This window comes from Curtobacterium sp. PvP017, from assembly GCF_054060195.1.
The window spans coordinates 35072-56606 of sequence record NZ_JBSSCY010000009.1; the positions used below are offsets into that span (position 1 = coordinate 35072).

The 21535-nt window shown below is 69.9% G+C and carries 25 protein-coding genes; 16 read left to right on the forward strand and 9 right to left on the reverse strand.

Annotation, left to right across the window (positions count from 1 at the left end; translation table 11 throughout):
* Position 1 precedes the first annotated feature (1 nt).
* Together ACVKXF_RS15765 and ACVKXF_RS15770 are read right to left on the reverse strand one after the other, a co-directional pair.
* Positions 2–766: a hypothetical protein gene (locus ACVKXF_RS15765; RefSeq protein ID WP_456796299.1), complete on the reverse strand. Its 765-nt coding sequence runs from the start codon at positions 764–766 to the stop codon at positions 2–4.
* Between the two features lie 71 nt (positions 767–837).
* Positions 838–1896 (reverse strand): hypothetical protein, encoded by a 1059-nt coding sequence (locus tag ACVKXF_RS15770; RefSeq protein WP_456796300.1) that lies wholly within the window; start codon positions 1894–1896, stop codon positions 838–840.
* Positions 1897–2018: 122 nt separating this feature from the next.
* Here ACVKXF_RS15770 and ACVKXF_RS15775 point away from each other — a divergent pair, with 122 nt between their 5' ends.
* Entirely contained in the window at positions 2019–2600 is a 582-nt protein-coding gene (locus ACVKXF_RS15775; RefSeq protein WP_456796301.1) for a GNAT family N-acetyltransferase, read from the forward strand.
* 6 nt (positions 2601–2606) lie between these two features.
* Here ACVKXF_RS15775 and ACVKXF_RS15780 read toward each other — a convergent pair whose 3' ends face one another.
* From ACVKXF_RS15780 to ACVKXF_RS15790, 3 genes are read right to left on the reverse strand one after another with little or no spacing between them, the layout of a single operon-like run.
* Positions 2607–3239, reverse strand: coding sequence for an ABC transporter ATP-binding protein (locus ACVKXF_RS15780; protein ID WP_456796302.1), 633 nt, complete (start codon positions 3237–3239; stop codon positions 2607–2609).
* Entirely contained in the window at positions 3236–5263 is a 2028-nt protein-coding gene (locus ACVKXF_RS15785; protein WP_456796303.1) for a hypothetical protein, read from the reverse strand. Before ACVKXF_RS15785 ends, ACVKXF_RS15780 begins: the two co-directional genes overlap by 4 nt.
* A gap of 55 nt (positions 5264–5318) precedes the next feature.
* A complete protein-coding gene (locus ACVKXF_RS15790) occupies positions 5319–5711 on the reverse strand; it encodes a lactococcin 972 family bacteriocin (RefSeq protein ID WP_123310656.1) in 393 nt (130 codons plus the stop codon).
* 219 nt (positions 5712–5930) lie between these two features.
* Here ACVKXF_RS15790 and ACVKXF_RS15795 point away from each other — a divergent pair, with 219 nt between their 5' ends.
* A complete protein-coding gene (locus tag ACVKXF_RS15795; protein ID WP_123293453.1) occupies positions 5931–6665 on the forward strand; it encodes a GntR family transcriptional regulator in 735 nt (244 codons plus the stop codon).
* Between the two features lie 101 nt (positions 6666–6766).
* Here the strand turns inward: ACVKXF_RS15795 and ACVKXF_RS15800 are convergent, their stop codons facing one another.
* Entirely contained in the window at positions 6767–7219 is a 453-nt protein-coding gene (locus ACVKXF_RS15800) for a PTS sugar transporter subunit IIA (protein ID WP_456796304.1), read from the reverse strand.
* Positions 7216–7452: a PTS transporter subunit EIIB gene (locus ACVKXF_RS15805; protein ID WP_071253138.1), complete on the reverse strand. Its 237-nt coding sequence runs from the start codon at positions 7450–7452 to the stop codon at positions 7216–7218. Before ACVKXF_RS15805 ends, ACVKXF_RS15800 begins: the two co-directional genes overlap by 4 nt.
* 178 nt (positions 7453–7630) lie before the next feature.
* Between ACVKXF_RS15805 and ACVKXF_RS15810 the strand changes: the two genes are divergently transcribed.
* From ACVKXF_RS15810 to ACVKXF_RS15865, 12 genes are all read left to right on the forward strand, one after another.
* On the forward strand, positions 7631–8899 hold the full coding sequence (locus tag ACVKXF_RS15810) for a PTS transporter subunit EIIC (protein WP_456796305.1): 1269 nt from the start codon (positions 7631–7633) through the stop codon (positions 8897–8899).
* 127 nt (positions 8900–9026) lie between these two features.
* Positions 9027–9938: a metal ABC transporter solute-binding protein, Zn/Mn family gene (locus ACVKXF_RS15815; protein WP_456796306.1), complete on the forward strand. Its 912-nt coding sequence runs from the start codon at positions 9027–9029 to the stop codon at positions 9936–9938.
* 47 nt (positions 9939–9985) lie between these two features.
* Entirely contained in the window at positions 9986–10831 is an 846-nt protein-coding gene (locus ACVKXF_RS15820) for a metal ABC transporter ATP-binding protein (RefSeq protein ID WP_456796337.1), read from the forward strand.
* Entirely contained in the window at positions 10831–11808 is a 978-nt protein-coding gene (locus ACVKXF_RS15825; RefSeq protein WP_456796307.1) for a metal ABC transporter permease, read from the forward strand. Before ACVKXF_RS15820 ends, ACVKXF_RS15825 begins: the two co-directional genes overlap by 1 nt.
* Positions 11805–12254, forward strand: coding sequence for a Fur family transcriptional regulator (locus tag ACVKXF_RS15830; protein WP_456796308.1), 450 nt, complete (start codon positions 11805–11807; stop codon positions 12252–12254). Before ACVKXF_RS15825 ends, ACVKXF_RS15830 begins: the two co-directional genes overlap by 4 nt.
* A gap of 10 nt (positions 12255–12264) precedes the next feature.
* Positions 12265–12957, forward strand: a complete 693-nt coding sequence (locus ACVKXF_RS15835; protein ID WP_123310645.1) for an alpha/beta fold hydrolase — start codon at positions 12265–12267, stop codon at positions 12955–12957.
* Between the two features lie 230 nt (positions 12958–13187).
* Entirely contained in the window at positions 13188–13424 is a 237-nt protein-coding gene (rpmB, locus tag ACVKXF_RS15840) for a 50S ribosomal protein L28 (RefSeq protein WP_111085377.1), read from the forward strand.
* Positions 13424–13594, forward strand: coding sequence for a 50S ribosomal protein L33 (rpmG, locus tag ACVKXF_RS15845; protein WP_017886456.1), 171 nt, complete (start codon positions 13424–13426; stop codon positions 13592–13594). The genes rpmB and rpmG overlap by 1 nt, the downstream gene beginning before the upstream one ends.
* A 2-nt stretch (positions 13595–13596) precedes the next feature.
* Positions 13597–13902: a 30S ribosomal protein S14 gene (rpsN, locus tag ACVKXF_RS15850; RefSeq protein ID WP_017886455.1), complete on the forward strand. Its 306-nt coding sequence runs from the start codon at positions 13597–13599 to the stop codon at positions 13900–13902.
* Between the two features lie 290 nt (positions 13903–14192).
* The gene (locus ACVKXF_RS15855; RefSeq protein WP_111085379.1) at positions 14193–14480 is read left to right on the forward strand and encodes an HU family DNA-binding protein; all 288 of its coding nucleotides are present in this window, start codon (positions 14193–14195) and stop codon (positions 14478–14480) included.
* A gap of 231 nt (positions 14481–14711) precedes the next feature.
* Entirely contained in the window at positions 14712–16691 is a 1980-nt protein-coding gene (locus ACVKXF_RS15860; protein ID WP_456796309.1) for a cytochrome c oxidase assembly protein, read from the forward strand.
* The gene (locus tag ACVKXF_RS15865; protein WP_123310641.1) at positions 16688–18019 is read left to right on the forward strand and encodes an ATP-dependent DNA helicase; all 1332 of its coding nucleotides are present in this window, start codon (positions 16688–16690) and stop codon (positions 18017–18019) included. Before ACVKXF_RS15860 ends, ACVKXF_RS15865 begins: the two co-directional genes overlap by 4 nt.
* Before the next feature lie 102 nt (positions 18020–18121).
* Here ACVKXF_RS15865 and ACVKXF_RS15870 read toward each other — a convergent pair whose 3' ends face one another.
* Positions 18122–18658, reverse strand: coding sequence for a DUF4383 domain-containing protein (locus ACVKXF_RS15870; RefSeq protein WP_456796310.1), 537 nt, complete (start codon positions 18656–18658; stop codon positions 18122–18124).
* Positions 18659–18809: 151 nt separating this feature from the next.
* On the opposite strand from ACVKXF_RS15870, the gene ACVKXF_RS15875 reads away from it, so the two are divergent.
* Positions 18810–19709, forward strand: coding sequence for a phosphatase PAP2 family protein (locus ACVKXF_RS15875; RefSeq protein ID WP_148061693.1), 900 nt, complete (start codon positions 18810–18812; stop codon positions 19707–19709).
* 98 nt (positions 19710–19807) lie between these two features.
* Positions 19808–20947, forward strand: a complete 1140-nt coding sequence (locus ACVKXF_RS15880; protein WP_123310633.1) for a CE1758 family FMN-dependent luciferase-like monooxygenase — start codon at positions 19808–19810, stop codon at positions 20945–20947.
* Positions 20948–21163: 216 nt separating this feature from the next.
* Here the strand turns inward: ACVKXF_RS15880 and ACVKXF_RS15885 are convergent, their stop codons facing one another.
* Complete coding sequence (locus ACVKXF_RS15885; protein WP_456796311.1) at positions 21164–21535, reverse strand: DMT family transporter; 372 nt, start codon at positions 21533–21535, stop codon at positions 21164–21166.

The following is a 21535-nucleotide window of genomic DNA, read 5'->3' on the forward strand; positions in this document are numbered from 1 at the left end:
TTCAGGGACCGACGCGTCGGTCGTCGAGCAGCGCGGCGAGTTCCGCGCGGAAGGCTCCGACGGCGACCACAGCGTCGAGGGCGAGGTTCTCCGTGGCATCATCGACACCGCCCGCCGCGATCGACAGCCGGGCGTAGGTCGTTGCGCCGACCGCGTCGGGCCCGCTGAACAGGTCGCAGACCGCGAGGAGTGCGTCGGCTCGGTCGCGTTCCCTCAGTGGGTCCAGGACTCGCTGCACGGCTCTGGCCGCTCGCCGTTCTCCTGAGCGGAGGTCGGCGACGAGCACCCAGGCGAAGTCGTAGAGGTCCTTGTCCGCTCGGCGCCAGTACGCACTCGCGCCCTTGGCGGAGAGGTACCCGCCGATCCCGGTCACAGTCGCGCGCTCGCCGGCGACAACCGTGTCGTGGACGTCCCGGAGCGCCGGCCCCGGACCCCGGAGGTTCTTGGCCCCCAGGGTCTCGGCGCCCGGTAGCGCGATCTCCTGGTCCAGGTTGTCGGGGACGTCCACCAGGAACTCCACCTGGATCGGGAAACCACTGATCTCCTTCAACCATCGCCACCCCGTGTTGGGTGTCGACGTGACGAACCCTGCGGTTTCGAGCGCCTGCTCGAGCCACGCGAAGTCGAGGCCGTCTCGGTCGTAGACGAGGCCGATGTCGAGGAGGATGTCGACGTCGTTGGTGCCCTGGTGTGGTTCGTCCGAGTGCACCAGGTGCTCGGGCACGAGCCCGCCGATCAGCAGGAGCCGCCCGCGGTTCGGGCCCACTGCCTTGAGGAGTGCAGCGAACCCGGTTTCCGCGAGTGCGCGCGCATCCCGGCTGCGTAGAGCTGACGCGTTCACGAGAACTGCCGGAGAGCGAGCTCTCGGAAGGCTTCCGCGGCCTCGAGCTCCCGTTCTGAGCCGGCGAGCAGGTCCGCGTACGTGCGAGCGGGGGAGGAAACCCAGGTGCGGTGTCCAGGGCCCCTCGTCTTCACGATCACCTGGGAAGCCGGCGCGAGGCGGATCCGAGGCACTGCGGCGGGGATCATCTTCGCGCGCCGGGTACCGAGGTCCACCCCCGGCCACCCGTCCGTCGTGTCGACGTACGCAGTCACCACCCAGCTCCCCGTGAGCATCGGGCGGATCTCTTCGCTCGCGGCCGCTCCGGTGAGGATGAGAGACCGGCCGAACGCGGCGCTGAGATCGTCGATGACGCGCTGCGGTTCGCGGTGGATCGAGTGGTACCCGTCGAACCGTCGCCGCTGGGTGGACTCCCACATCGCCCACGAGTCGAGGAGTGCCGGAGCGTTTGCGACGATCCGACTGCGCGACTGCCTTCCTCGGGCTGTCCAGCCGTTGGCGTCGAACGAGGCGAGGGTGTTCGCGACGGTTCCCAGCGATCGGCCGGACAGGTCCGCCAGCGCCTCCACTTCGGGAACGTCGTCTGCTCCGGGACGCTCTGGCTCCCGCTTCGCCATGATTGCCAAGAGAGCCTCTGCGACGTCTGCCCTGCCTCGGGTCCAACCGATCGCGGGTCGGAGCGCTGGGTTCGTCCTGCTGCCGTCCCGGTCGACCCACACCGTGCCGAGTCGCAGTTCTGCCGAGCCGTCGAGGCCGAGCCAGGAGAGCCCCTCCGAACGCAACAACTGGCGCGCCCCGTCCGACAGTGTTCGGGCCGCGATGACCACGAGGTCCTCCTTCGAGCGTGCATCGATCACGCGCTCGTCGCGAAGCGTCCGCTCGACGTCCCTCGGGTACCCGTACCCGGCCCAGGCGAGGTGCAGTGCCTTCCTCGTCCCGTCCGGCAAGACCGCGCTGAAGTCGCCGTCGGCTCTCGTGCGAAGGGACACGGAGCCGCGCGGGAGCGCTGCACGGAGTGCTGCTTCTGCGGCTGCTCGATTTTCGAGATTGGGCACGTTTTCACTGTACAGTGAAAAAGGCAACGGAGTGAAATAGTTCCGGTCTGCGGATCAGCGGGGTCCCGCAAACGTCGCGTGGTGTTCACACGGATGTCGGTGGTGCGGGGCATGATCGGGACATGGTCCACCAGCTCCTGACCCCCTCGCAGGAGATCCGAACGGATCGCCTCCTGCTCACCCCGCTCACGCCGGCCGACATCGACGATGTGCACGCGGTGTTCTCCGACGCCCGGACGTGGCAGCACCTGCCGAGCGGTCGGCACGTCGCCCGGAGCTCGAGCGTGGACATGGTGCAGCGGAAGATCGGTGGTCGGGCTCGACACGGACTCTGCTCATGGGCCGTCCGCACCGCTGCCGATCACGCGTTCGTCGGGGTCGGCGGCGTGGACATGACCGCCGGCGGGGTCTGGAACCTCGGGTACCGGTTGGCGCCCTCCGCCTGGGGGCAGGGCTTCGCCTCCGAGATCGCCCTCGCTGCCGTGCGCGCGGCTGCCGACACCGCACCGGACGTCCCCGTCACGGGGCGCGTGCTCACGAACAACCCGGCCTCCGCAGCGGTGCTCCGTCGTGCCGGGCTGTCGCTCGTGTGGCAAGGGGCTCCCGGGGTGCAGACGTCCTCCGCCGCGGGGGTTGAGGGGCAGGTCTGGACCGACCGGCTGCTCTCCGACGAACAGTTCGCCTGGCTCGTCCGCAACGCCTGAGCGCGGTCACGTCCTCGGTGCGTTCAGCGAGACGCTCCGAGTGGCGAGCGCCTCGACGGCCGGCGAATGGGTCGCGATGAGCACAGCCGCCCCGTCGCCGGCGAGTTCGGCCAGCAGGTCGAGCACCATCGCAGCGTTCCCGTCGTCGAGAGCGCTGGTCGGCTCGTCGGCGAGGACGACCGACGGGCGCTTCACCAGGAGCCTCGCCATCGCCACCCGTTGCTGCTCCCCGCCGCTGAGCTCGTGGACTCGGTCGGTTGCCCGTCCGGTCAGGCCGACGCGATCGAGAGCGTCGCTCGTCCGGACCTCCCGGCTCGGTCCGCGGGAGGCCCGAGCGATGTCGATGTTCGCCTGAACGGTCATGTCGGCCACCAAGCCGAAGTCCTGGAACAGGTAGCCCAAGTACCGCTGGCGCAGGAGCCGAGCCTGCCGCCTGTTCCGACTCACCGGTTCGCCGGCGATGCGGATCGTCCCCGAGTCGAGCGCATCGAGGTGTCCCACGCAGTCGAGGAGTGTGGACTTCCCAGAGCCACTCGGCCCGACCAGGCAGACGATCTCGCCGCGCGCGACGTCGAACGACAGATCGTTCCACAGTGTCCGTCGTCCGTGGTGTTTCGATGCGTGTCGTACCTCGATCATCGTGCTCCGTTTCCTCGATCCCGGAGGGTGTTGCGCGCGGTGGCGGCCAGGACGGCGCCGTTGACCGCACTCACCACTGCGATGGCGAGCAGCGCCAGTGCTCCGGCGGTCCCCGCCGACTGCGCGACGGGATCGAGTACCGAGCTGCGCCCGGTCCCGTCCGGGCGAGCGCCCCACCAGGAGTTGACAGTGGCGACGACGGCGATCGAGACCAGGGCGGTCTCGACGAACAGGAGCCCGGCGTCGGCCCGGACGGCTGAGGTGCCGCTGGCGAGCTTCGCGAACAGCGCGCGGCCGTGGCGACGCCGGTGGGCGATGGTCCCGAGCAGCCCCAGCATGATGCTGACGATCAGGGTGCTGACCACCGTGGCCGTGGCGATCACGGTCATCGTGGCCGCGAGCCGTGCTTGCTCGGCGGCGACCTGTCCCACTGCGACCACCGCGCTGAACTCCCTGCGGACGTCTGACGTGTTGATCGACCGTTCCGCGACGGTGCGGTTCTTGAACACCACGTCTCCAGTGGACAGCCACGAACCGAGCTGATCGGCGGAGAAGACCTCCGCGGGTTCCGGGACGACCACGATGACCGCGTCAGCGAGCCAGGAGCGCGTCGACGAATCGTCCGGGTACGAGTAGACCTGCTGGCGTGCAAGTCGACCACCGGTGATCTGCTCCCGCGCGGCGGCGGGCGCTTCGCGCAGCTGCCAGTCGGCGAGCGCGGCGACGAGCCGACGCCGATCGAGTCGACTGTCGGCTGGGATCCACACGGAGATGTCCGCGTCGTCGGCGGTGATGCGGCTGCCGTCCTCGGTGCGGACGTCCTGCAGACCGAGGTAGCCAGCGTCGACGAAGAGCGCCGGAACCGTGGACTTCCCCTGCCCACTGGACACCTCGACGGTCGCGGCGAGCAGCGCATCACGCTGCTCGAGCGCTCTTCCGGCGAAGGCTCCGATGCGGTTCCAGTACTGCTGCGAGTCGATCGGACGGGGGTCCGGGGTGACCCAGAGCTGGACGGTCTCACCTGCGGCTCGGAGGTCGCGTTCTGCTGTCCCGGAACGGACGGTCGCAACGGCACCCGACAGGTCGAACACGGCGGTGACGAGCAAGAGGAGCGCGGGAGCGCGGGCGACCTGCGCGACGAGCACGAGCGCTCCGACGGGTCGAGCACCTCGGAGTGCGGTGGCCAGCGGCTGTCGACAGGCGAGCACGGTGCCGATCGTGTGGGCGGCGATGACCGGTGCCAGCAACGCTGTGCCGATCACGACGACTGCTGTGGCGAAGGTCGCCGCTGACGCGAGCCCGTTGTACAAGAACAGACCGAAGACGACCACGGGGGTGCCGACGACGGTGGCGAGCAGGGTGCCGCGGACCTCGGCCAGCTCACTGACCACGATGGAGGCGGTGCTCTGTCCGTGCAGTCGTCGAACCGCACTCCGGCGAGGGGCGCCGAGCGTCCCCATCAGGCACAGCGTGACGCATCCCAACATGAGGGCGCCGACGAGGCCGGACGTCCCGCTGAACCCGTCGCTGACTCCGATGCGGCGCAGGAACGGCACTTGTTCCGAGCTGACGTCGTAGCCGAGGCCGGAGAGGGCATCGAGTACCGCGCGCCGAGCAGCGTCGTCGCCGAAGACCGCGTAGGAGCCGACGGGATCGAAGTGGTCGAGGTCCGACATCGGGAGGACGGTGGTGCTCATCGACCTGGTGAAGTCGCCGTACCCGTCGCTGAGCCAGCCGGCACCCAGACTCGACGGCGCACCGGTGACCAGCGCCTGGCGGAGCGTCGTCGGTGCCGCGCGATCGGCCACGACACGGACGATCGTCGCGCCCTCGGTCTCGGCGACCTGTTCGAGAGACTTCGCGACCCGCTGGTTCGACGCGGTGTCGGCGCCCGCTGCAGCGGTCACCACCGACGATGCACCGACGAGCCCGGCCTCACTGACCTGCACGAGGCCGATGAACCCGAGAACGGACGCGAGGAGCGGCGGGACGACGTACGCGAGTGTCACCGAGCGGATGTTCATGCTCCCCCTTGCGATCGGAGGAGCGGGCTCTCCCTCGGAGCGCCCGCTCCTCGCCTCAGCAGTTGTGGTAGTACGCCTTGTTGCCGCTGCTCGCCTTCGGAGTCATCGCCATCGCGTACTTCCCACCGGGCACGTTCGACACGCGCTTCGACTTCTTGCCGACGGCGGTCGCGCCGTGGCACCGCTTCTCGCGGAAGTAGTTCGACCACGTGTCGTCTCGACCCACACCCCACTGCCAGAAGCTCCCACCCCCACCGTCGCCATGCGTCGAGTAGTCGCGGGTTTCACCGCTCACGCCCGCACCCGGGTCGATGATCGTGACGCCGCCGGTTTCCGCGCCGGACCCGAGGACCTTGAGCGCTGACGCGGATGCGACCGTGGCCGGCCCGGCGATCAGGCCCACTGCCAGACCGATCCCGATCAATGCCTTCGCCTTGCTGTTCTGCATGGTTCCCCTTTCGGACGCCCCCCTGTGGGACTCGAGCGTCACACTGACAGAGCTGAGAATGTGATGTCAAGCCGGTGAAACATCAACACTCCCCGCCGTCCTGCCCAGGCGGAACGTCACGCACGTTGGCGTTCCGAGGTCGACTCGCTACTGTGATGGGAACTGGTCATGTCCGCGCATGACCACCACCCAGGACCAGCAACGGAGCACGAGGGACGCATGACGAGCCGCATCACCGAGGGTGCCGAACCGAAGCACCAGCAGTTGCGGCGCATCCTGCTCGACCTCGCCACCGCGCGCCTGGCCCCCGGCGCCGCGATCCCGTCCGAACGCCAGCTCATCGCCGAGTACGGCGTCTCGCGGATCACCGTGCGCGAAGCCCTCGGGCAGCTCGTCAACGAGGGCTACCTGGAGCGCGTGCGCGGCAAGGGCACGTTCGTGGCGCACCGGCCCGTGCAGTCGACGTTGCACCTGGCGTCGTTCACCGAGGAGATGCGGGCGATGGGCCACGTGCCGACGACGGTCGTCCTGGTGCGCGAGGAGCGTGTGCCGCCGAGCGACACCGTCGCGGCCCTGCGGCTCGACGCCGAGGTGTCGGCCTTCCACGTGAAGCGGCTGCGGATGGCGGACGGCGCTCCGGTGTCGATCGACGACGCCTGGCTCGTGGCCGACGCGTTCCCGGGCCTGCTCGACCACGACCTGTCCGGGTCGGTGTACTCGATCATCGCCAACGAGTACGGCACCCCGATCGACCGGGCGCAGCAGACGGTGGCCGCGAACCCGGCCGCCGACGACGTCGCGACCCTGCTCGGCACGAAGACCGGCGCTCCGGTGCTCGAGTTCGACCGGGTGTCGTACGCGGGGGAGCGCCCCGTGGAGCACACCCGCAGCTGGTACCGCTCGGACCGCTACCGCGTGCAGATGGAGGTCACGGCGACCCCTGCGGTCGCCTGAGTCTCCGGCCGGGTACGCGAAAGCGACTGTGTGCCGCGAACGGTTCGCGGTGCACAGTCGCTTCGGCGGGAAGGACCGGGAAGGGCCGGGGTGGATCCGGGTCAGACCTCGAACAGGGTGTCGCCGTCGAGCACCGAGGTGCCCACCGTGCCCTGGTCGACGGTGTCCGGCGCGGAGCCGAGCACCACGACGGGGCAGATCGGCGAGTAGCCGGCGGCCGAGATCACCGAGGGGGTGAACCGGACGACGGGGTCGCCGGCCGTGACCGTCGCGCCCTCGGCCGCGAGGAGCTCGAAGCCCTCGCCCGACAGCTTCACGGTGTCGATGCCGACGTGGACGAGCACGTCCGTGCCCGCCGAGCCCTGCAGCGCGAAGGCGTGCGGGTGCAGCTTCACGATGGTGCCGTCGACCGGGGCCACCGCGGTGACCGCGCCCTCGACGCCCGTCGGGTCGACGGCCACGCCAGCACCGACGAGCTGGCCGGCGAACACCGGGTCCGGCACGTCAGCGAGGGCGACGACCGGACCGGCGAACGGCGTGCGGACCGCCGTCACAGTTCGTCCTGGATGTCCTGCGCGAGGTTGTCGGCGACCGTGCCGACGATGACCTGCCAGCCGGTGCCGCCACCGACGACGGCCTGGGCGCCCGCGGCCTGCAGCGCGGCCTTGTCGACGAGGTCGCCGTCCTCGACCTCGACGCGGAGGCGCGTGATGCAGCCCTCGACCTCTTCGATGTTGTCGGCACCGCCGAGCGCGGCGATGATGTCGGCTGCCTTGATGTCGGCCATCGTTTCCTCCTCGTTAAGGGTTTGCGTACCAGGTTGACACGGGACCGGTCTCGGTTCAGACTACGGAACTGGTCATGACCGGACAGGACCGGACCTGGCGACACCGCCGAGGTTACCTGCGCTGGCTGCACGACTCAACTCACCCCGACAGCTCCACCCAATGACGAGAGGACCTCCGATGAGCGCCACCACTGCCACGGACGTGCCGGAGAAGAAGAAGCCGAAGAAGCAGTCCCGGCTGTTCGCGCAAGCGCAGCGCCTCGGACGGAGCCTGCTCCTGCCGATCGCGGTCATGCCCGCCGCGGGCATCCTGCTCCGCCTGGGGCAGTCCGACATGCTCGGTGCGATCCCCGGCTTCGAGCAGGGCGCGACCATCATCGCCGCGGCCGGTCAGGCCGTGTTCACCTGGCTGCCGCTGCTCTTCGCGGTCGGCATCGCGATCGGGTGGGCGAAGAAGTCGGACGGCACCACCGCACTGGCCGCCGTCGTCGGCTACATGGTCATGTACCAGGTCTTCGCGGCCATGTCGCCGATCGTGCTCGACGGGGTGAAGGACGCGAACGGCAACCCCGCGACCATCAACTTCGGTGTCCTCGGCGGCATCGTGATGGGCCTCGTGGCTGCCGTGCTGTGGGAGAAGTTCCACCGGACGAAGATGCCCGACTTCCTCGGCTTCTTCTCCGGTCGTCGACTGGTCCCGATCCTCACCGCTGCCGCCGGTCTGGTCATCGCGGTCGCCATGTCCTTCGTGTACCGCTACTTCGACATCGCGCTCACGGCCGCCGGTCAGGCCGTCGCCGACAACGCGGTCATCGGTGGCGGCATCTTCGGGTTCGCGAACCGCATGCTGATCCCGATCGGGCTGCACCAGCTGCTCAACTTCTTCCCGTGGTTCCAGCTCGGCAGCTTCACCGGTGCGGACGGCGTCATCGCGCACGGTGACGTGAACCGCTTCCTCGCGGGCGACCCGACGGCCGGCACGTTCATGACCGGCTTCTTCCCGATCATGATGTTCGCCCTGCCCGCCGGTGCCCTGGCGATCTGGCGCAACGCCAAGCCGCAGAACCGCAAGCTCGTCGGCGGCATCATGCTCTCGGCAGCACTCACCTCGTTCGTGACCGGCATCACCGAGCCGCTCGAGTACTCCTTCATGTTCGTGGCGTTCCCGCTGTACGTCATCCACGCGGTGCTCACCGGCACCTCGCTGGCCCTCGTCAACGCGCTCGGGATCCACGACGGGTTCTCGTTCTCGGCCGGTGCGATCGACTTCGTGCTCAACTTCGGCAAGGCGGACGGGGCGATCTGGCTCATCCCGATCGGCCTCGGCTACGCGGTCGTGTACTACTTCCTGTTCAGTTTCGTGATCAAGAAGTGGAACCTCCGCACGCCCGGGCGTGAAGAGGACACGATCGCCGAGAACACGATCGACGCGGCCACCAAGCCGTAGACGCGAGCGTCTCCATGGCGGGAGGCCCGGTGCCAGCTGGCACCGCGCCTCCCGTCCGTCTGTCGTCACCACCAGAGCGCTGATACCGGTTTTGACAATCGTTATCAGCAAGCGCTACCGTCGGAGCATGCACAACCGACTCCTCGCCCTCCCGCTCGTCGCCGGCGCCGCCGCGCTCGCCCTGACGGGCTGCGCGACGTCTTCGAGCTCGGGCGACGCCGACAGTGGCGGGAAGATCGCCGTCGTGGCCTCGACCAACGTCTACGGCTCGATCGTCGAGTCGATCGGTGGCGACCACGTGTCGGTCACGAGCATCCTCGACGACCCCTCGCAGGACCCGCACTCGTTCGAATCGAGCGCCCGCACCCAGCTCGCGGTGTCGAAGGCCGACCTGCTCATCGAGAACGGCGGCGGGTACGACGACTTCATGACCACGATCGCCGACGCCTCGGACACCACGGCCGACACCATCAACGTCGTGAAGCTGTCCGGCTTGGACAGGGGTGGCGACGCCGAGTTCAACGAGCACGTGTTCTACAGCTACCCGACGATGGTCAAGCTCGTCGACGACGTCACGAAGCGCCTGTCCGCGCTCGACCAAGGCGAGAAGGCCACGTTCGAGCAGAACGCCGACGCGCTCACCACGAAGCTCGAGGACCTCGAGTCCCAGACCGCCGACCTGAAGAAGACGTACGACGGCGACGCGGTGGCGTACACCGAGCCGGTGCCGGGCTACCTGTTCGACGCGATCGGCCTGGACAACGAGACCCCCGACGCCTTCTCCGAGGCGATCGAGGAGGACGACGACGTGCCGCCGGCCGCCCTCAGGGACACCCTCGCGCTGTTCACGAGCGGCGACGTGAAGCTCCTGGCCTACAACGACCAGACCTCCAGCCCCGAGACCGAACAGGTCAAGAAGGCGGCGGAGGACAACGACGTCCCGGTGGTCGGTGTCACGGAGACGCTCCCCAAAGGGCAGGATTACGTCTCGTGGCAGCAGGCGAACATCGACGCGGTGCAGGCGGCGCTCCAGAAGTGACGACCTCGACCGCAGCAGCGACGACCGACGGCCCGGCGACCACCTCGGTGGACGACCGGGCTGCGGCCCGTCCGGTCCTGGCGCTGCGCGACGCCGGGTTGTCCTTCGGTGAACGGAAGCTCTGGGGCCACCTCGACCTGGACATCGCGCCGGGGGAGTTCGTCGCGGTCCTCGGGCCGAACGGTGCCGGCAAGACCTCGCTCCTGCGCACGGTGCTCGGGCAGCAGCGCCTGACGAGCGGCACGATGTCGTTCCTCGGCCAGCCCGTCCGTCGCGGGCACCGGAAGATCGGCTACATCCCGCAGCAGCGGCTCATGGAGGCCGGCACCCCGCTGCGCGCGCGCGACATGATCGCGCAGGGCGTGACGGGACACCGCTGGGGCGTCCTGCCGACGTCGAAGGCCGACCGGGCCCGCATCGACCGGATCCTCGACGAGGTCGGTGCCACCGCGTTCGCGGACGCCCCGGTCGCCGAGCTGTCCGGCGGTGAGCAGCAGCGCACCCGCGTCGGTCAGGCCATCGCCGCCGACCCGGCGCTGCTGCTCTGCGACGAACCCCTCATCTCGCTCGACCTCCGGCACCAACGCGGCGTCACCGAGCTCATCGACCGGCAGCGTCGGCAGCACGAGGCCGCCGTGCTGTTCGTGACGCACGACGTGAACCCGATCCTCGACGTCGTCGACCGGGTCCTGTACATCGCCGGCGGCCGGTTCCGGATCGGTTCCCCGGACGAGGTCCTGCGTGCCGACGTCCTCAGCGACCTGTACGGCACCCCCGTCGACGTCGTCCGCACGATGGGCCGCATCGTCATCGTCGGCGCGAACGACGCGCACGACCACCACCACGGCGAGGTCGACCCGCACGCCCCGGCGTCGGACGAAGGGCGGATCTGATGGACGTCCTGTCGACGGTCTTCTCGTTCCAGGACTACGGCGAGCTCGTGGCCCTGGTGCAGAACTCGATCTGGGCCGGCGCGGTGCTCGGCATCGTCGGCGGGCTCATCGGCCCGTTCGTCGTCGCCCGGAACATGCCCTTCGCGGTGCACGGCATCTCGGAGCTGTCCTTCGCCGGCGCGAGCGCGTCCCTGCTGCTCGGCGTCAACGTCGTCACGGGCTCGCTCGTCGGGTCGGTGATCGCAGCGCTGCTCATCGGGGTGCTCGGCTCGCGGGCGCGCGACCGCAACTCGATCATCGCGGTGCTCATGCCGTTCGGCCTCGGGCTCGGCATCCTGTGCCTGGCGCTCTACAAGGGGCGTGCGGCCAACAAGTTCGGGCTGCTCACCGGCCAGATCGTGTCGGTGGACAACCCGCAGCTGACGTTCCTGATCGTCATCGCCGCCATCGTCGTCGCGACCCTGCTCGTCATCTGGCGCCCGCTGATGTTCGCGTCGGTGGACCCCGACGTGGCCGCGGCCGCCGGCATCCCGGTACGGACCCTCGCGATCGTGTTCATGCTCGTCCTGGGCCTGGCCACCGCGGTGTCGGTGCAGATCGTCGGCGCGCTGCTCGTGCTGTCGCTGCTCGTCACCCCGGCGGCCGCGGCCCTGCGGCTCAGCTCGCACCCGGTCGTCGTGCCGGTGCTGTCCACGGTGTTCGCCGTGGTGTCGGTCGTCGGTGGCATCCTGCTCGCACTCGGCGGCGGTCTGCCGATCAGCCCCTACGTGACGACCATCTCGTTCGCGATCTGGGTGGTCTGCCGGATCGTCGGGGCCAGGCGCGACCGCCGTGGACGCGACCGGGTCGTCCGCCGCGACCAGCGTGGCGGGGGCGCACCGGGCCTCCCGTCCGGAACGAACGGAACTGGAACCACCGGAACCGGAACCACCGGGACGAAGCCGGCAGCCGGCCAGAAGGAAGAGGTGCCAGCATGAACGCCGTGCAGAAGGTCAAGCGGAACACGTGGCAGCGCGAAGCGGTGCGCGGTGCCCTCGACTCCACCGAGGGGTTCGTCAGTGCGCAGGCGCTGCACCAGCACCTGCGTGACGAGGGCTCGACGATCGGTCTCGCCACCGTCTACCGGGCGCTCGCCGACCTGGCGACCGAGGGCGACGCCGACTCGTTGCAGCAGGACGGCGAATCGCTGTACCGGGCGTGCACGACGGACGCGCACCACCACCACCTGATCTGCCGGAACTGCGGCCGGACCGTCGAGATCGAGGCGGACCCCGTCGAGCAGTGGGCGCAGGACGTCGCCGCGGCGAACGGGTTCACGAACGCCAGCCACGTCGTCGACATCTTCGGCGAGTGCGCGGTGTGCACGGCGGCGGCTGCTGGAACCGGAACCGGATCGCGGACCGGCGACGCCGCCGGCGAGTAGGGTCCGCGCCATGCACGTCATCCTCGTCCCCGGGTTCTGGCTCGACGCGAGCGCGTGGGACGACGTCGCCCCGGTACTGCTGCAGGCGGGCCACACGGTCGAGGCGATCACCCGCGACGGCGACACGCTCGACGAACAGGTCGCGGCGCTCGTGGAGCGCCTGGACGACGTCGCCAGCCCCGACGAGCCCGTCGTGCTCGCCGGACACTCTGGTGCCGGACCGATCGCGTACATGGCCGCCGACCAGCGGCCCTCGCTCGTCGCGCACCTGCTGTACGTCGACACGTTCCCCGGCCCCGCCGGTGGCTGCGTCAACGACGAACTGCCCGTGGTCGACGGAGTGGTCCCGCTGCCGTCGTGGGACGTCTGGGAGCCGGCCACGGTGCGCGGGATGACGCCGTCCTTGCGCGAAGCGTTCGAGCACCGGGCGATCCCGGAGCCCGCCGCGGTGCCGTCCGATCGCTTCCACTACGCCGACGCCGCCCGGCACACGATCCCGGCGACGGTGATCACCTGCGAGATCCCGGCGACCGAGCTCGCGACGATGGTGGCCGACCACCAGACCTGGGCCGAGGAACTCGTCGCCACCGAGGAACTCAGCATCGTCGGACTCGAGACCGGACACTGGCCGATGTTCACGGCACCGCTCGAGCTCGGGGAGCTCATGGTGCGTGCGCTTGCGACACGCCCGGACCTCGCGTAGGCTCTCCCCTTGGTTCTCCACGTCCGCGTGGTGGACCCGTTGTTCCAAGCCCTCCGACCGTCGCGAACGCCGCGGTCGCGTGGTGTTCGTTCCCCCTTCGACAGGGGCTGCGGGCCTGGGCGGTGTGCACAACCCCCTCGCATGCACCACTCCGGTGGTCCTGCGCGTGCGCACCAGGCAAGTGAACTTGGGTGCGGCCGTCCGGTCGCACGGTACCTCAGGAGGAAACCATGGCAGCAGTGTGCCAGGTGACCGGCGCCGTTCCCGGCTTCGGTCACAACATCTCGCACTCGCACCGCCGGACGAAGCGCCGCTTCGACCCGAACGTGCAGAAGAAGACGTACTACGTGCCGTCGCTGCGTCGCAACGTGACGCTCAACGTCAGCGCTAAGGGCATCAAGGTCATCGACGCACGCGGCATCGAGTCCGTCGTCAAGGACGTCCTCGCCCGTGGGGAGAAGATCTGATGGCGAAAAAGGGTCAGGACATCCGTCCGATCATCAAGCTCCGCTCGACGGCGGGCACCGGGTTCACGTACGTGACCAAGAAGAACCGTCGGAACAACCCCGACCGTCTCGTGCTGAAGAAGTACGACCCGGTGATCCGCAAGCACGTCGACTTCCGTGAGGAGCGCTAAGCATGGCGAAGAAGAGCAAGATCGCGAAGAACAACCAGCGTGCCGTCATCATCGCGCGCTACGCCGAGCGTCGTCTCGAGCTGAAGAAGGCCCTCGTGGACCCGAACGGCACCGACGAGTCGCGTGAGGCCGCTCGCGTGGGCCTGCAGAAGCTGCCCCGCGACGCATCCCCGATCCGCTACCGCAACCGCGACGCGATCGACGGCCGCCCCCGTGGCCACCTGGGTGAGTTCGGCATCAGCCGTGTCCGCTTCCGCGACATGGCCCACCGTGGAGAGCTCCCCGGCATCACGAAGAGCTCCTGGTAAGCACTCGCAGTACCCGACGCCCCGTCACCTCCTGGTGGCGGGGCGTTCGCTGTGTACGGGGTACATGCGACCCGTCATTCGTCACATCTGCCCCTCCAGCACCCGTCTCCGAGCCCGACAAGCCCGGAAATCCGGGCGAGTCGGCTGTTTTCACCCCCTGCGGCTGGTAGGTTCAACTCCGGTTCCGCCGGGCCCTCGGCCCACTGGCACCGTGGCACGGGGCAACCGCTCCGGGCGCCGGACGGCACGCTCGTCCGACCGATACTGCAAGAAGTCCGAGGAGGACATCCATGGCTGACAAGTCACTGAACCGCACCGAGCTCGTCGCTGCCGTCGCCGCCGAGTCCGGCCAGAGCCAGGCCACCGTCAACGGCGTCGTCGACGCGCTCTTCAGCGTCGTCTCGTCGTCCGTCGCGGACGGCACGAAGGTCACGATCCCCGGTTGGATCGCCTTCGAGAAGACGCACCGCGCCGCCCGCACCGGCCGCAACCCGCAGACGGGTGAGGCCATCGAGATCGCCGCGAGCGACTCGGTCAAGGTCAGCGCCGGCTCGAAGCTCAAGGCTGCGGTCAAGTAAGACTGTTCCGCGCATCGGGAGGGACGGCTTCGGCCGTCCCTTTCGTCGTTCCCGGGGGTGCGTTCGTCGGGTGGGGTCGCGGCGCTTCGCGGCGCGTCCCATCGCGTCGGGTCGCGTTGCATCGCGTTGGGTCGCGTTCGTCGCGCTGCGTCGGCCGGGAGGCCCGTGCCGGTTCCCACAGGTCGGCTCGGCCGGTTCTGCGGCCTGGTGGGCACCGCCTAGGCTTGACGGGTGAATCGGATCGCGCGCATCGCCGGTCCCGCCGTGCTCCTGCTCGTCGGGTTCGTGGCGCTGCTCACGGCACTCGTCATCGGCGGTGGTGCGAACGCAGCGCTGATCGCCGACCCCGGCCCCCTGGTCCGTTTCGGGCTGCCGATCTCCCGGCTGGTCGTGGACCTGTCCGCCGCCGCGACGATCGGCGGTCTGGCGCTCGCCACCGTCGGGCTCTCGCGGTCCGGCCCCGAGTGGAACCGCGCCATCGACGTCGCGGCCGCCGCCAGCGGCATCTGGACGGTGTCGTCCGCGGTCACCACCTTCTTCACCTTCCTGAGCGTCGCCGGCTCGAAGATCAGCATCGACGAGCAGTTCGGCCAGTCGATGGGCGTGTTCCTGACGGGCACGGACCTCGGCCTCGCCTGGCTCGTCACGGTGCTCGTCGCCGCCGCGGTCACGGTGCTCTGCTTCGCCGTGCGCTCGCGGGGGATGGTCGCCCTGACCGCCGGCGTCTCGATGATCGGCCTCATCCCGCTCGCGCAGCAGGGCCACGCCGCCGGTACCGCCAGCCACGACGCCGCGGTCACCGCGCTCGGGCTGCACCTGGTCGGTGCCGCGCTCTGGGTCGGTGGTCTGACCATGCTCGTGCTCCTGCGCGGCGTGCTGCCCGGTGACCGTCTGGCCGTGGTCGTCGCGCGGTACTCGAGCATCGCGCTCGGCTGCTTCGTGCTCGTCGCGGTGTCGGGTGTCGCCTCGGCCCAGATCCGTGTCGGCGCCCTGTCGAACCTGTTCACGCCGTACGGCACCCTCGTGCTGGTGAAGATCGGCGCCATCGTGGCCATCGGGGTCCTCGGCGCCGTGCAGCGTCGGCGTGCGATCCGCTCCCTGACCGAGGCCCCGGCACGGCACCGCCCGTTCTGGACCCTGATCGTGGTCGAACTCGCCGTGATGGGCGTCGCGTCCGGCTTCGCCGCGGCGCTCGGACGCACGGCGACCCCGGTCGACCAGATCGCGCTGAGCAAGACGACCGACCCGAGCCCGGCCGAGCTGCTCACCGACGACCTGCTGCCGCACGCGCCCGGGGCCTGGGGTTGGCTGACGCAGTGGAACATCGACCTGTTCTGGCTGATGGCCGCCGTGCTGCTCGCCGCGACCTACGTCGCCGGCGTCGTCCGCCTGCGCCGTGCCGGGGTCCGCTGGCCGGTGCGCCGTTCGGTGGCGGCGGCCCTGGCGGTCGTGTCGCTCGTCGTCGCGACGTCCGGTTCGCTGCACCAGTACGACCGGTTCCTGGTGTCGGCGAACGTCGGCGCGCACGTGCTGCTCGGACTCGTGGTGCCGGCGTTGGTGTGGGCGGCGGCTCCGGTCGTGCTCATCCGGGCTGCGGTGCACCCGCGCGACGACGACAGCACCGGGGTGCGCGAGTGGACCGGTGTGCTGGTCGACAACGCCGCGGTCCGCTACCTCGTGCAGCCCTTCCCCGCGTTCCTGCTCGCCGCAGCGGTGTGGTGGGCGTACTTCGCCACCGACGCCGTCCGGTGGTCGGTGAGCGACTCCACGGGGCGCACCGTCATCGACGTGGGCTTCCTGCTCGTCGGGCTCCTCGCGATGCCGACGCTGTTCACCCCCGTCGCGGCGGGCCGGAGCCACCCGACCCGGGGGGCCGCGGTCGTCCGGATCGTCGGCGCCGTGGTCGTCGCGGCAGGGGCGGTGTCACTCGGCATCGCGATGCGCGGGCCGCTCGGGCTGCTGCAGGCCTCGTGGTTCGGCGCGATGGGACGCACGTGGGGGCCCGACCCGCTCGTCGACCAGGCCCGCGGCGGGCTCGTGCTCGTGGCCGCCGGCGTGCTGCTCCTGGTGGCGGTCGTCGTCGTGGTGCTCGCGCAGCTGCGGCGTGCCGGAACGTCGGGTCGCACGGCCGCGGCGGACGCTCGCACGGCCGCGGCGGACGCTCGCACGGCCGCGGCGGACACGCGCGCCCTCGAGCAGGACGCACGATGAGCATCGAACTCAGCGACGAGCAGCGGGCCGTCTTCGAGTACATCGAGCACACCCGCGACCACGTCTTCATCACCGGTCGGGCGGGGACGGGCAAGTCCACCCTGCTCAACCACCTGTCGTGGAACACCGAGAAGCAGGTCGTGATCTGCGCACCGACCGGGGTCGCGGCCCTGAACGTCGGCGGTCAGACGATCCACTCCTTGTTCCGCTTGCCGATCGGCCTGATCGCCGACGCCGAGCTGCGCCAGGGGCCGGACACCCGGAAGCTCCTGAACACCATCGACACCCTGGTCATCGACGAGGTCTCCATGGTGAACGCCGACCTGCTCGACGGGATGGACCGCTCGCTGCGGAAGGCCCGTGGCCGGCAGTTCGAGGCGTTCGGCGGCGTGCAGGTCGTGATGTTCGGTGACCCGTACCAGTTGCCGCCGGTACCGGGCGGCGCCGACGAGCGCGCGTACTTCACCGACCACTACCGGTCGATGTGGTTCTTCGACGCCAAGGTGTGGCTCGAGGCGAAGCTGAACATCATCGAGCTCGCCACCGTGCACCGCCAGCGCGACGACGCGTTCGCCGCCATGCTCACGGCGGTGCGGCACGGCCGGGTCACCGCCGAGATCGCGGACCAGTTGAACACCGCAGGCGCGCGGCCCTCGCCCGACGACGCCATCACCCTCGCCACCCGGAACGACACCGTCGCGCGCATCAACAAGGCGGCGCTCGATCGGTTGCCCGGCAAGGTCAAGACCGCGAAGGCCGACGTCAACGGCGACTTCGGCGGGCGGAACTTCCCGGCCGACGAAGCCCTCGAGCTGAAGCCCGGCGCGCACGTGATGTTCCTGCGCAACGACGCCGACCAGCGGTGGGTGAACGGCACGCTCGGCATCGTCACGGCGATCCGCGACACGGTGTGGGTCGACGTGGACGGGGAGTCGTTCGAGGTCCAGCCGTCGGTGTGGGAGAAGTTCAAGTACTCCTACGACGCCGACAAGAAGGAACTCAAGAAGGACACCGTCGGCGAGTTCCAGCAGTTCCCGTTGCGGCTCGCCTGGGCGGTCACGATCCACAAGTCCCAGGGCAGCACCTACGACCGAGCGGTGGTCGACCTCGGCAACCGGGTGTTCAGTGCCGGGCAGACCTACGTCGCGCTGTCACGGCTGACCTCGCTCGAGGGGCTGTACCTGACCCGGCCGCTGCGGCCGCAGGACATCATCGTCGACACGGACGTCCGACGCTTCATGTCCGAGGCGCCACGCATCGTCGCGACGGCACTCGAAGCCCCGAAGCCGGAGCCCGCGTCGGACCCCGACTCCGACGACGACGCCTGACGCACTCGCGCACTGCACCCGCGCACTGCACCCACGCTCCGCGCACACGACGACGCCCGCCTGCCGGAGCGGCAGACGGGCGTCGGGGAGCGGGTCGGTGCGTCAGGCGCGAGCCGCCGCACGCAGCGCGCGGAGGTTCTCCTTGTCGGCACCGAACGCCGTCAGCAGCAGGACGACCCCGACGATCGCGTGGAACACGTTGTCGGTGGTGTTCAGCGCGAAGATGTTCGCCGAGGTGTTCACGAACACGAAGCCGTAGACCGCCAGCACGACGAGCACGGCACCGACGAGCAGGTTGCCGTTCCGTGAACCGATGGTGTTGCCGAGGCCGGTGATGAGGAGGACGGCGGCGAGCAGCACCCAGATGAGGGCGAGCGGCGGGTTCACCCCGAAGGCGTTCCACAGCATCCCACCCTGGCGGCTGAAGAAGCCCGGGTCGCCGTCGGCGGCGAAGAAGAAGCCCAGGATGCCCCAGAGTGCGAGGACGCCACCGACCGTGAGCGCGAGCCCGCGGTTCGGTGAGGCGGTGATGCCCGGTTCCTTGATGGCCACTTCGGTCTCCTCCTCGTACACTGCCGACGCGACGTGCGTCAGTCCGGCGGTGCCCGCCGGACTGCGCGGCGCGGCACTGATGGGCACGGCGCGGGATCCGCGGGCGACGGCCGCACGGTTCCCAGCCTCCGGCCGGTGTGCCAACGGTATCGTGTCCGACCCCGACCGTCCGAATCGCAGCGCCGTCACCAGGCGTGCGACGAGACCGACGACGACCACTCCGAGGAGGACCAGCCCGGTGACCTTGACACCCGAGCGCAATGCACCGGAGTCGCGTGGACCGAGCGTCTCGCGGCGGTTGCGGTGGGGTGTGCTGGCGGCTCTGGGGTTCGTGATCGTGCCTTCCGTCTACGCGGCCGCGGTGCTGACGCCGGTGGGGCAGCGCATGGAGGACGCCGCGCTCGGCGGGGTCCGGGAGTCCGACCTGTTCAGCTCGGACACTGCGCTCAACGTCATCTCGGTGCCGGTGATCCTGTTGCTCGTTGTCGTGATCGTCGCGGTGGCGTTCGCCAGGCGACGGCTCTCGGTGGGGCTCGGCGCGGGTGCAGTGGTGCTCGCGTCGGCGGCCACCTCGACGCTCGTCAAGCGTATCGCCGAGCGCCCGGAGATCGCCCAGTCGACGACGCCGAACTCGTTCCCCTCGGGGCACGCGACGATCGCGCTCGCCGCGCTGTTCGCCGTGCTGATGGTCACGCCCCGTCGCTTCCGGCCGATCGTCACCCTGCTCGGGGCGGTCTACGCGGTCTTCGTGGCCAACCAGACGGTCGTGTACGGCTGGCACCGGGTGAGCGACATCATCGGCGCGTGCGCGATCGCGATGTTCTGGCTCGGCGTCGTCCGGGCGTTCGGGCCGAGGGTCGACCGGGGGCTCCGCGGTGACCGGGACGGCCGTCGGGGGCCGCGCCGGGTGGTCAGTGTCGTCCTGCTCGTCGCGACCGGGGTCACGCTGGCCGTCGGTGTCGCGGCGCTCGTCGTCGGCCTGACCGGGGACGGGGCCCACGACCGTGCCGCGATCCTGATGGCCGGACGCCTGGCCTCGAGTGCGAGCGTCCTGGCGGTGGTGACCGCGGTGTGGTTCCTCGACGGCATGCACCACGCGGCCCGGACGGACCCGGCCGCACTGCCCGACGCCCGCTGACGCGACCGGTCCACACCTGGCGGGAATGCGCCGGCGTGCGCTACGTTGTACCCAGCAAGTCGATGCAAACGCATCGATATCGCGAAAGGCGGCGCATCATGCAGTTCGGCATCTTCACGGTCAGTGACGTCACGACCGATCCCACGACCGGCACCACGCCGGACGACACCCAGCGCGTCCGTGACATCCTCACCATCGCGCAGCACGCCGACCAGGCCGGACTCGACGTCTTCGCCACCGGTGAGCACCACAACCCGCCGTTCGTCGCCTCGTCGCCGACCACCCTGCTGGCCTACCTCGCGGCGAAGACGAAGGACATCACGCTCTCGACGAGCACCACACTCATCACCACGAACGACCCGGTGCGCATCGCCGAGGAGTACGCGATGCTCCAGGTGATCTCCGACGGCCGCATGGACCTCATGATGGGGCGCGGCAACACCGGCCCCGTGTACCCGTGGTTCGGGCAGGACATCCGCCAGGGCGTCAACCTGGCGATCGAGAACTACGCGCTCGTCCGCCAGCTCTGGGAGAACGACGTCGTCAACTGGCAGGGCAAGTTCCGCACGCCGCTGCAGGGCTTCACCTCGACGCCGCGCCCCCTCGACGGCGTGCCCCCGTTCGTCTGGCACGGCTCGATCCGCACGCCCGAGATCGCGGAGCAGGCCGCCTACTACGGTGACGGCTTCTTCCACAACAACATCTTCTGGCCGATCCAGCACACCGAGCAGATGGTCGGGCTGTACCGCCAGCGCTTCGAGCACTACGGTCACGGCCGTGCCGACCAGGCGATCGTCGGTCTGGGCGGGCAGTTCTTCGCCCGGAAGAACTCGCAGGACGCGGTCGACGAGTTCCGGCCCTACTTCGACAACGCCCCGGTCTACGGCCACGGTCCCTCGATGGAGGACTTCGCCGCCCAGACCCCGCTCACGGTCGGTTCGCCGCAGCAGGTCATCGACCGGTACGCCGCGATGAAGGACCACGTCGGCCACTACCAGCGACAGCTGTTCCTGGTCGACCACGCGGGACTGCCGCTCAAGACGGTGCTCGAGCAGATCGACATCCTGGCGACGGACATCGTGCCCGAACTCCGCAAGCTGAATGACGAGGGTCGTCCGGCCGACGTGCCGTCGAACCCGCCGAGCCACACGGAACGCGCCGCCGCGGCGCTCGCCGCCGGCACGGTCGGCAGCGACCACGTCGCCGCCGAGGACGAGTGGACGGGCGCGTCCGTCTGATCGTCACGTGACCACCTGACGGACGGGAGGTGGGCCCCATCCGCCGGTTCCGGCGTGACGCGCCAGTGGCACGACGGCCGTGCCGGGAGGGACGGTGCCAGCTGGCACCGGGCCTCCCGTCCGTCTCGGCGCGCGCCCAGTGCGCTGCGTCGCGAACGCGACAGTCCTGCGGATGGCGCTGTCGTCACCTTCGCAAGAGCGACAGTTGCCCGCCGATCATCCGCGGAGATCTGTCGCTTTCGCGAGAGGAGCGGCGGGCTCTGCGACGGGACGAGCCGGCACGAGCTTCAGGCCGACGACGCAGCCGACGATCCCGGCGATGAACAGCACGCGCAGCACCGTGACGGGCTCGGCGCCGGTCGCCATGCCCCACAGGACGGTCAGGGCTGCACCGGTGCCGGTCCACACCGCGTACGCCGTGCTGATCGGGATGTGCTTGAGGACGTAGCCGAACGCGACGAGGCTGATCACGATCGTGACCGCGAACACGAGCGTGGGGCCGGGGCGCGTGAAGCCGTCGCTCTCGCCGAGGGCGGTCGCCCACACGGTCTCGAGTGCGGCGCTCACGAACAGGACGATCCAGGCCAC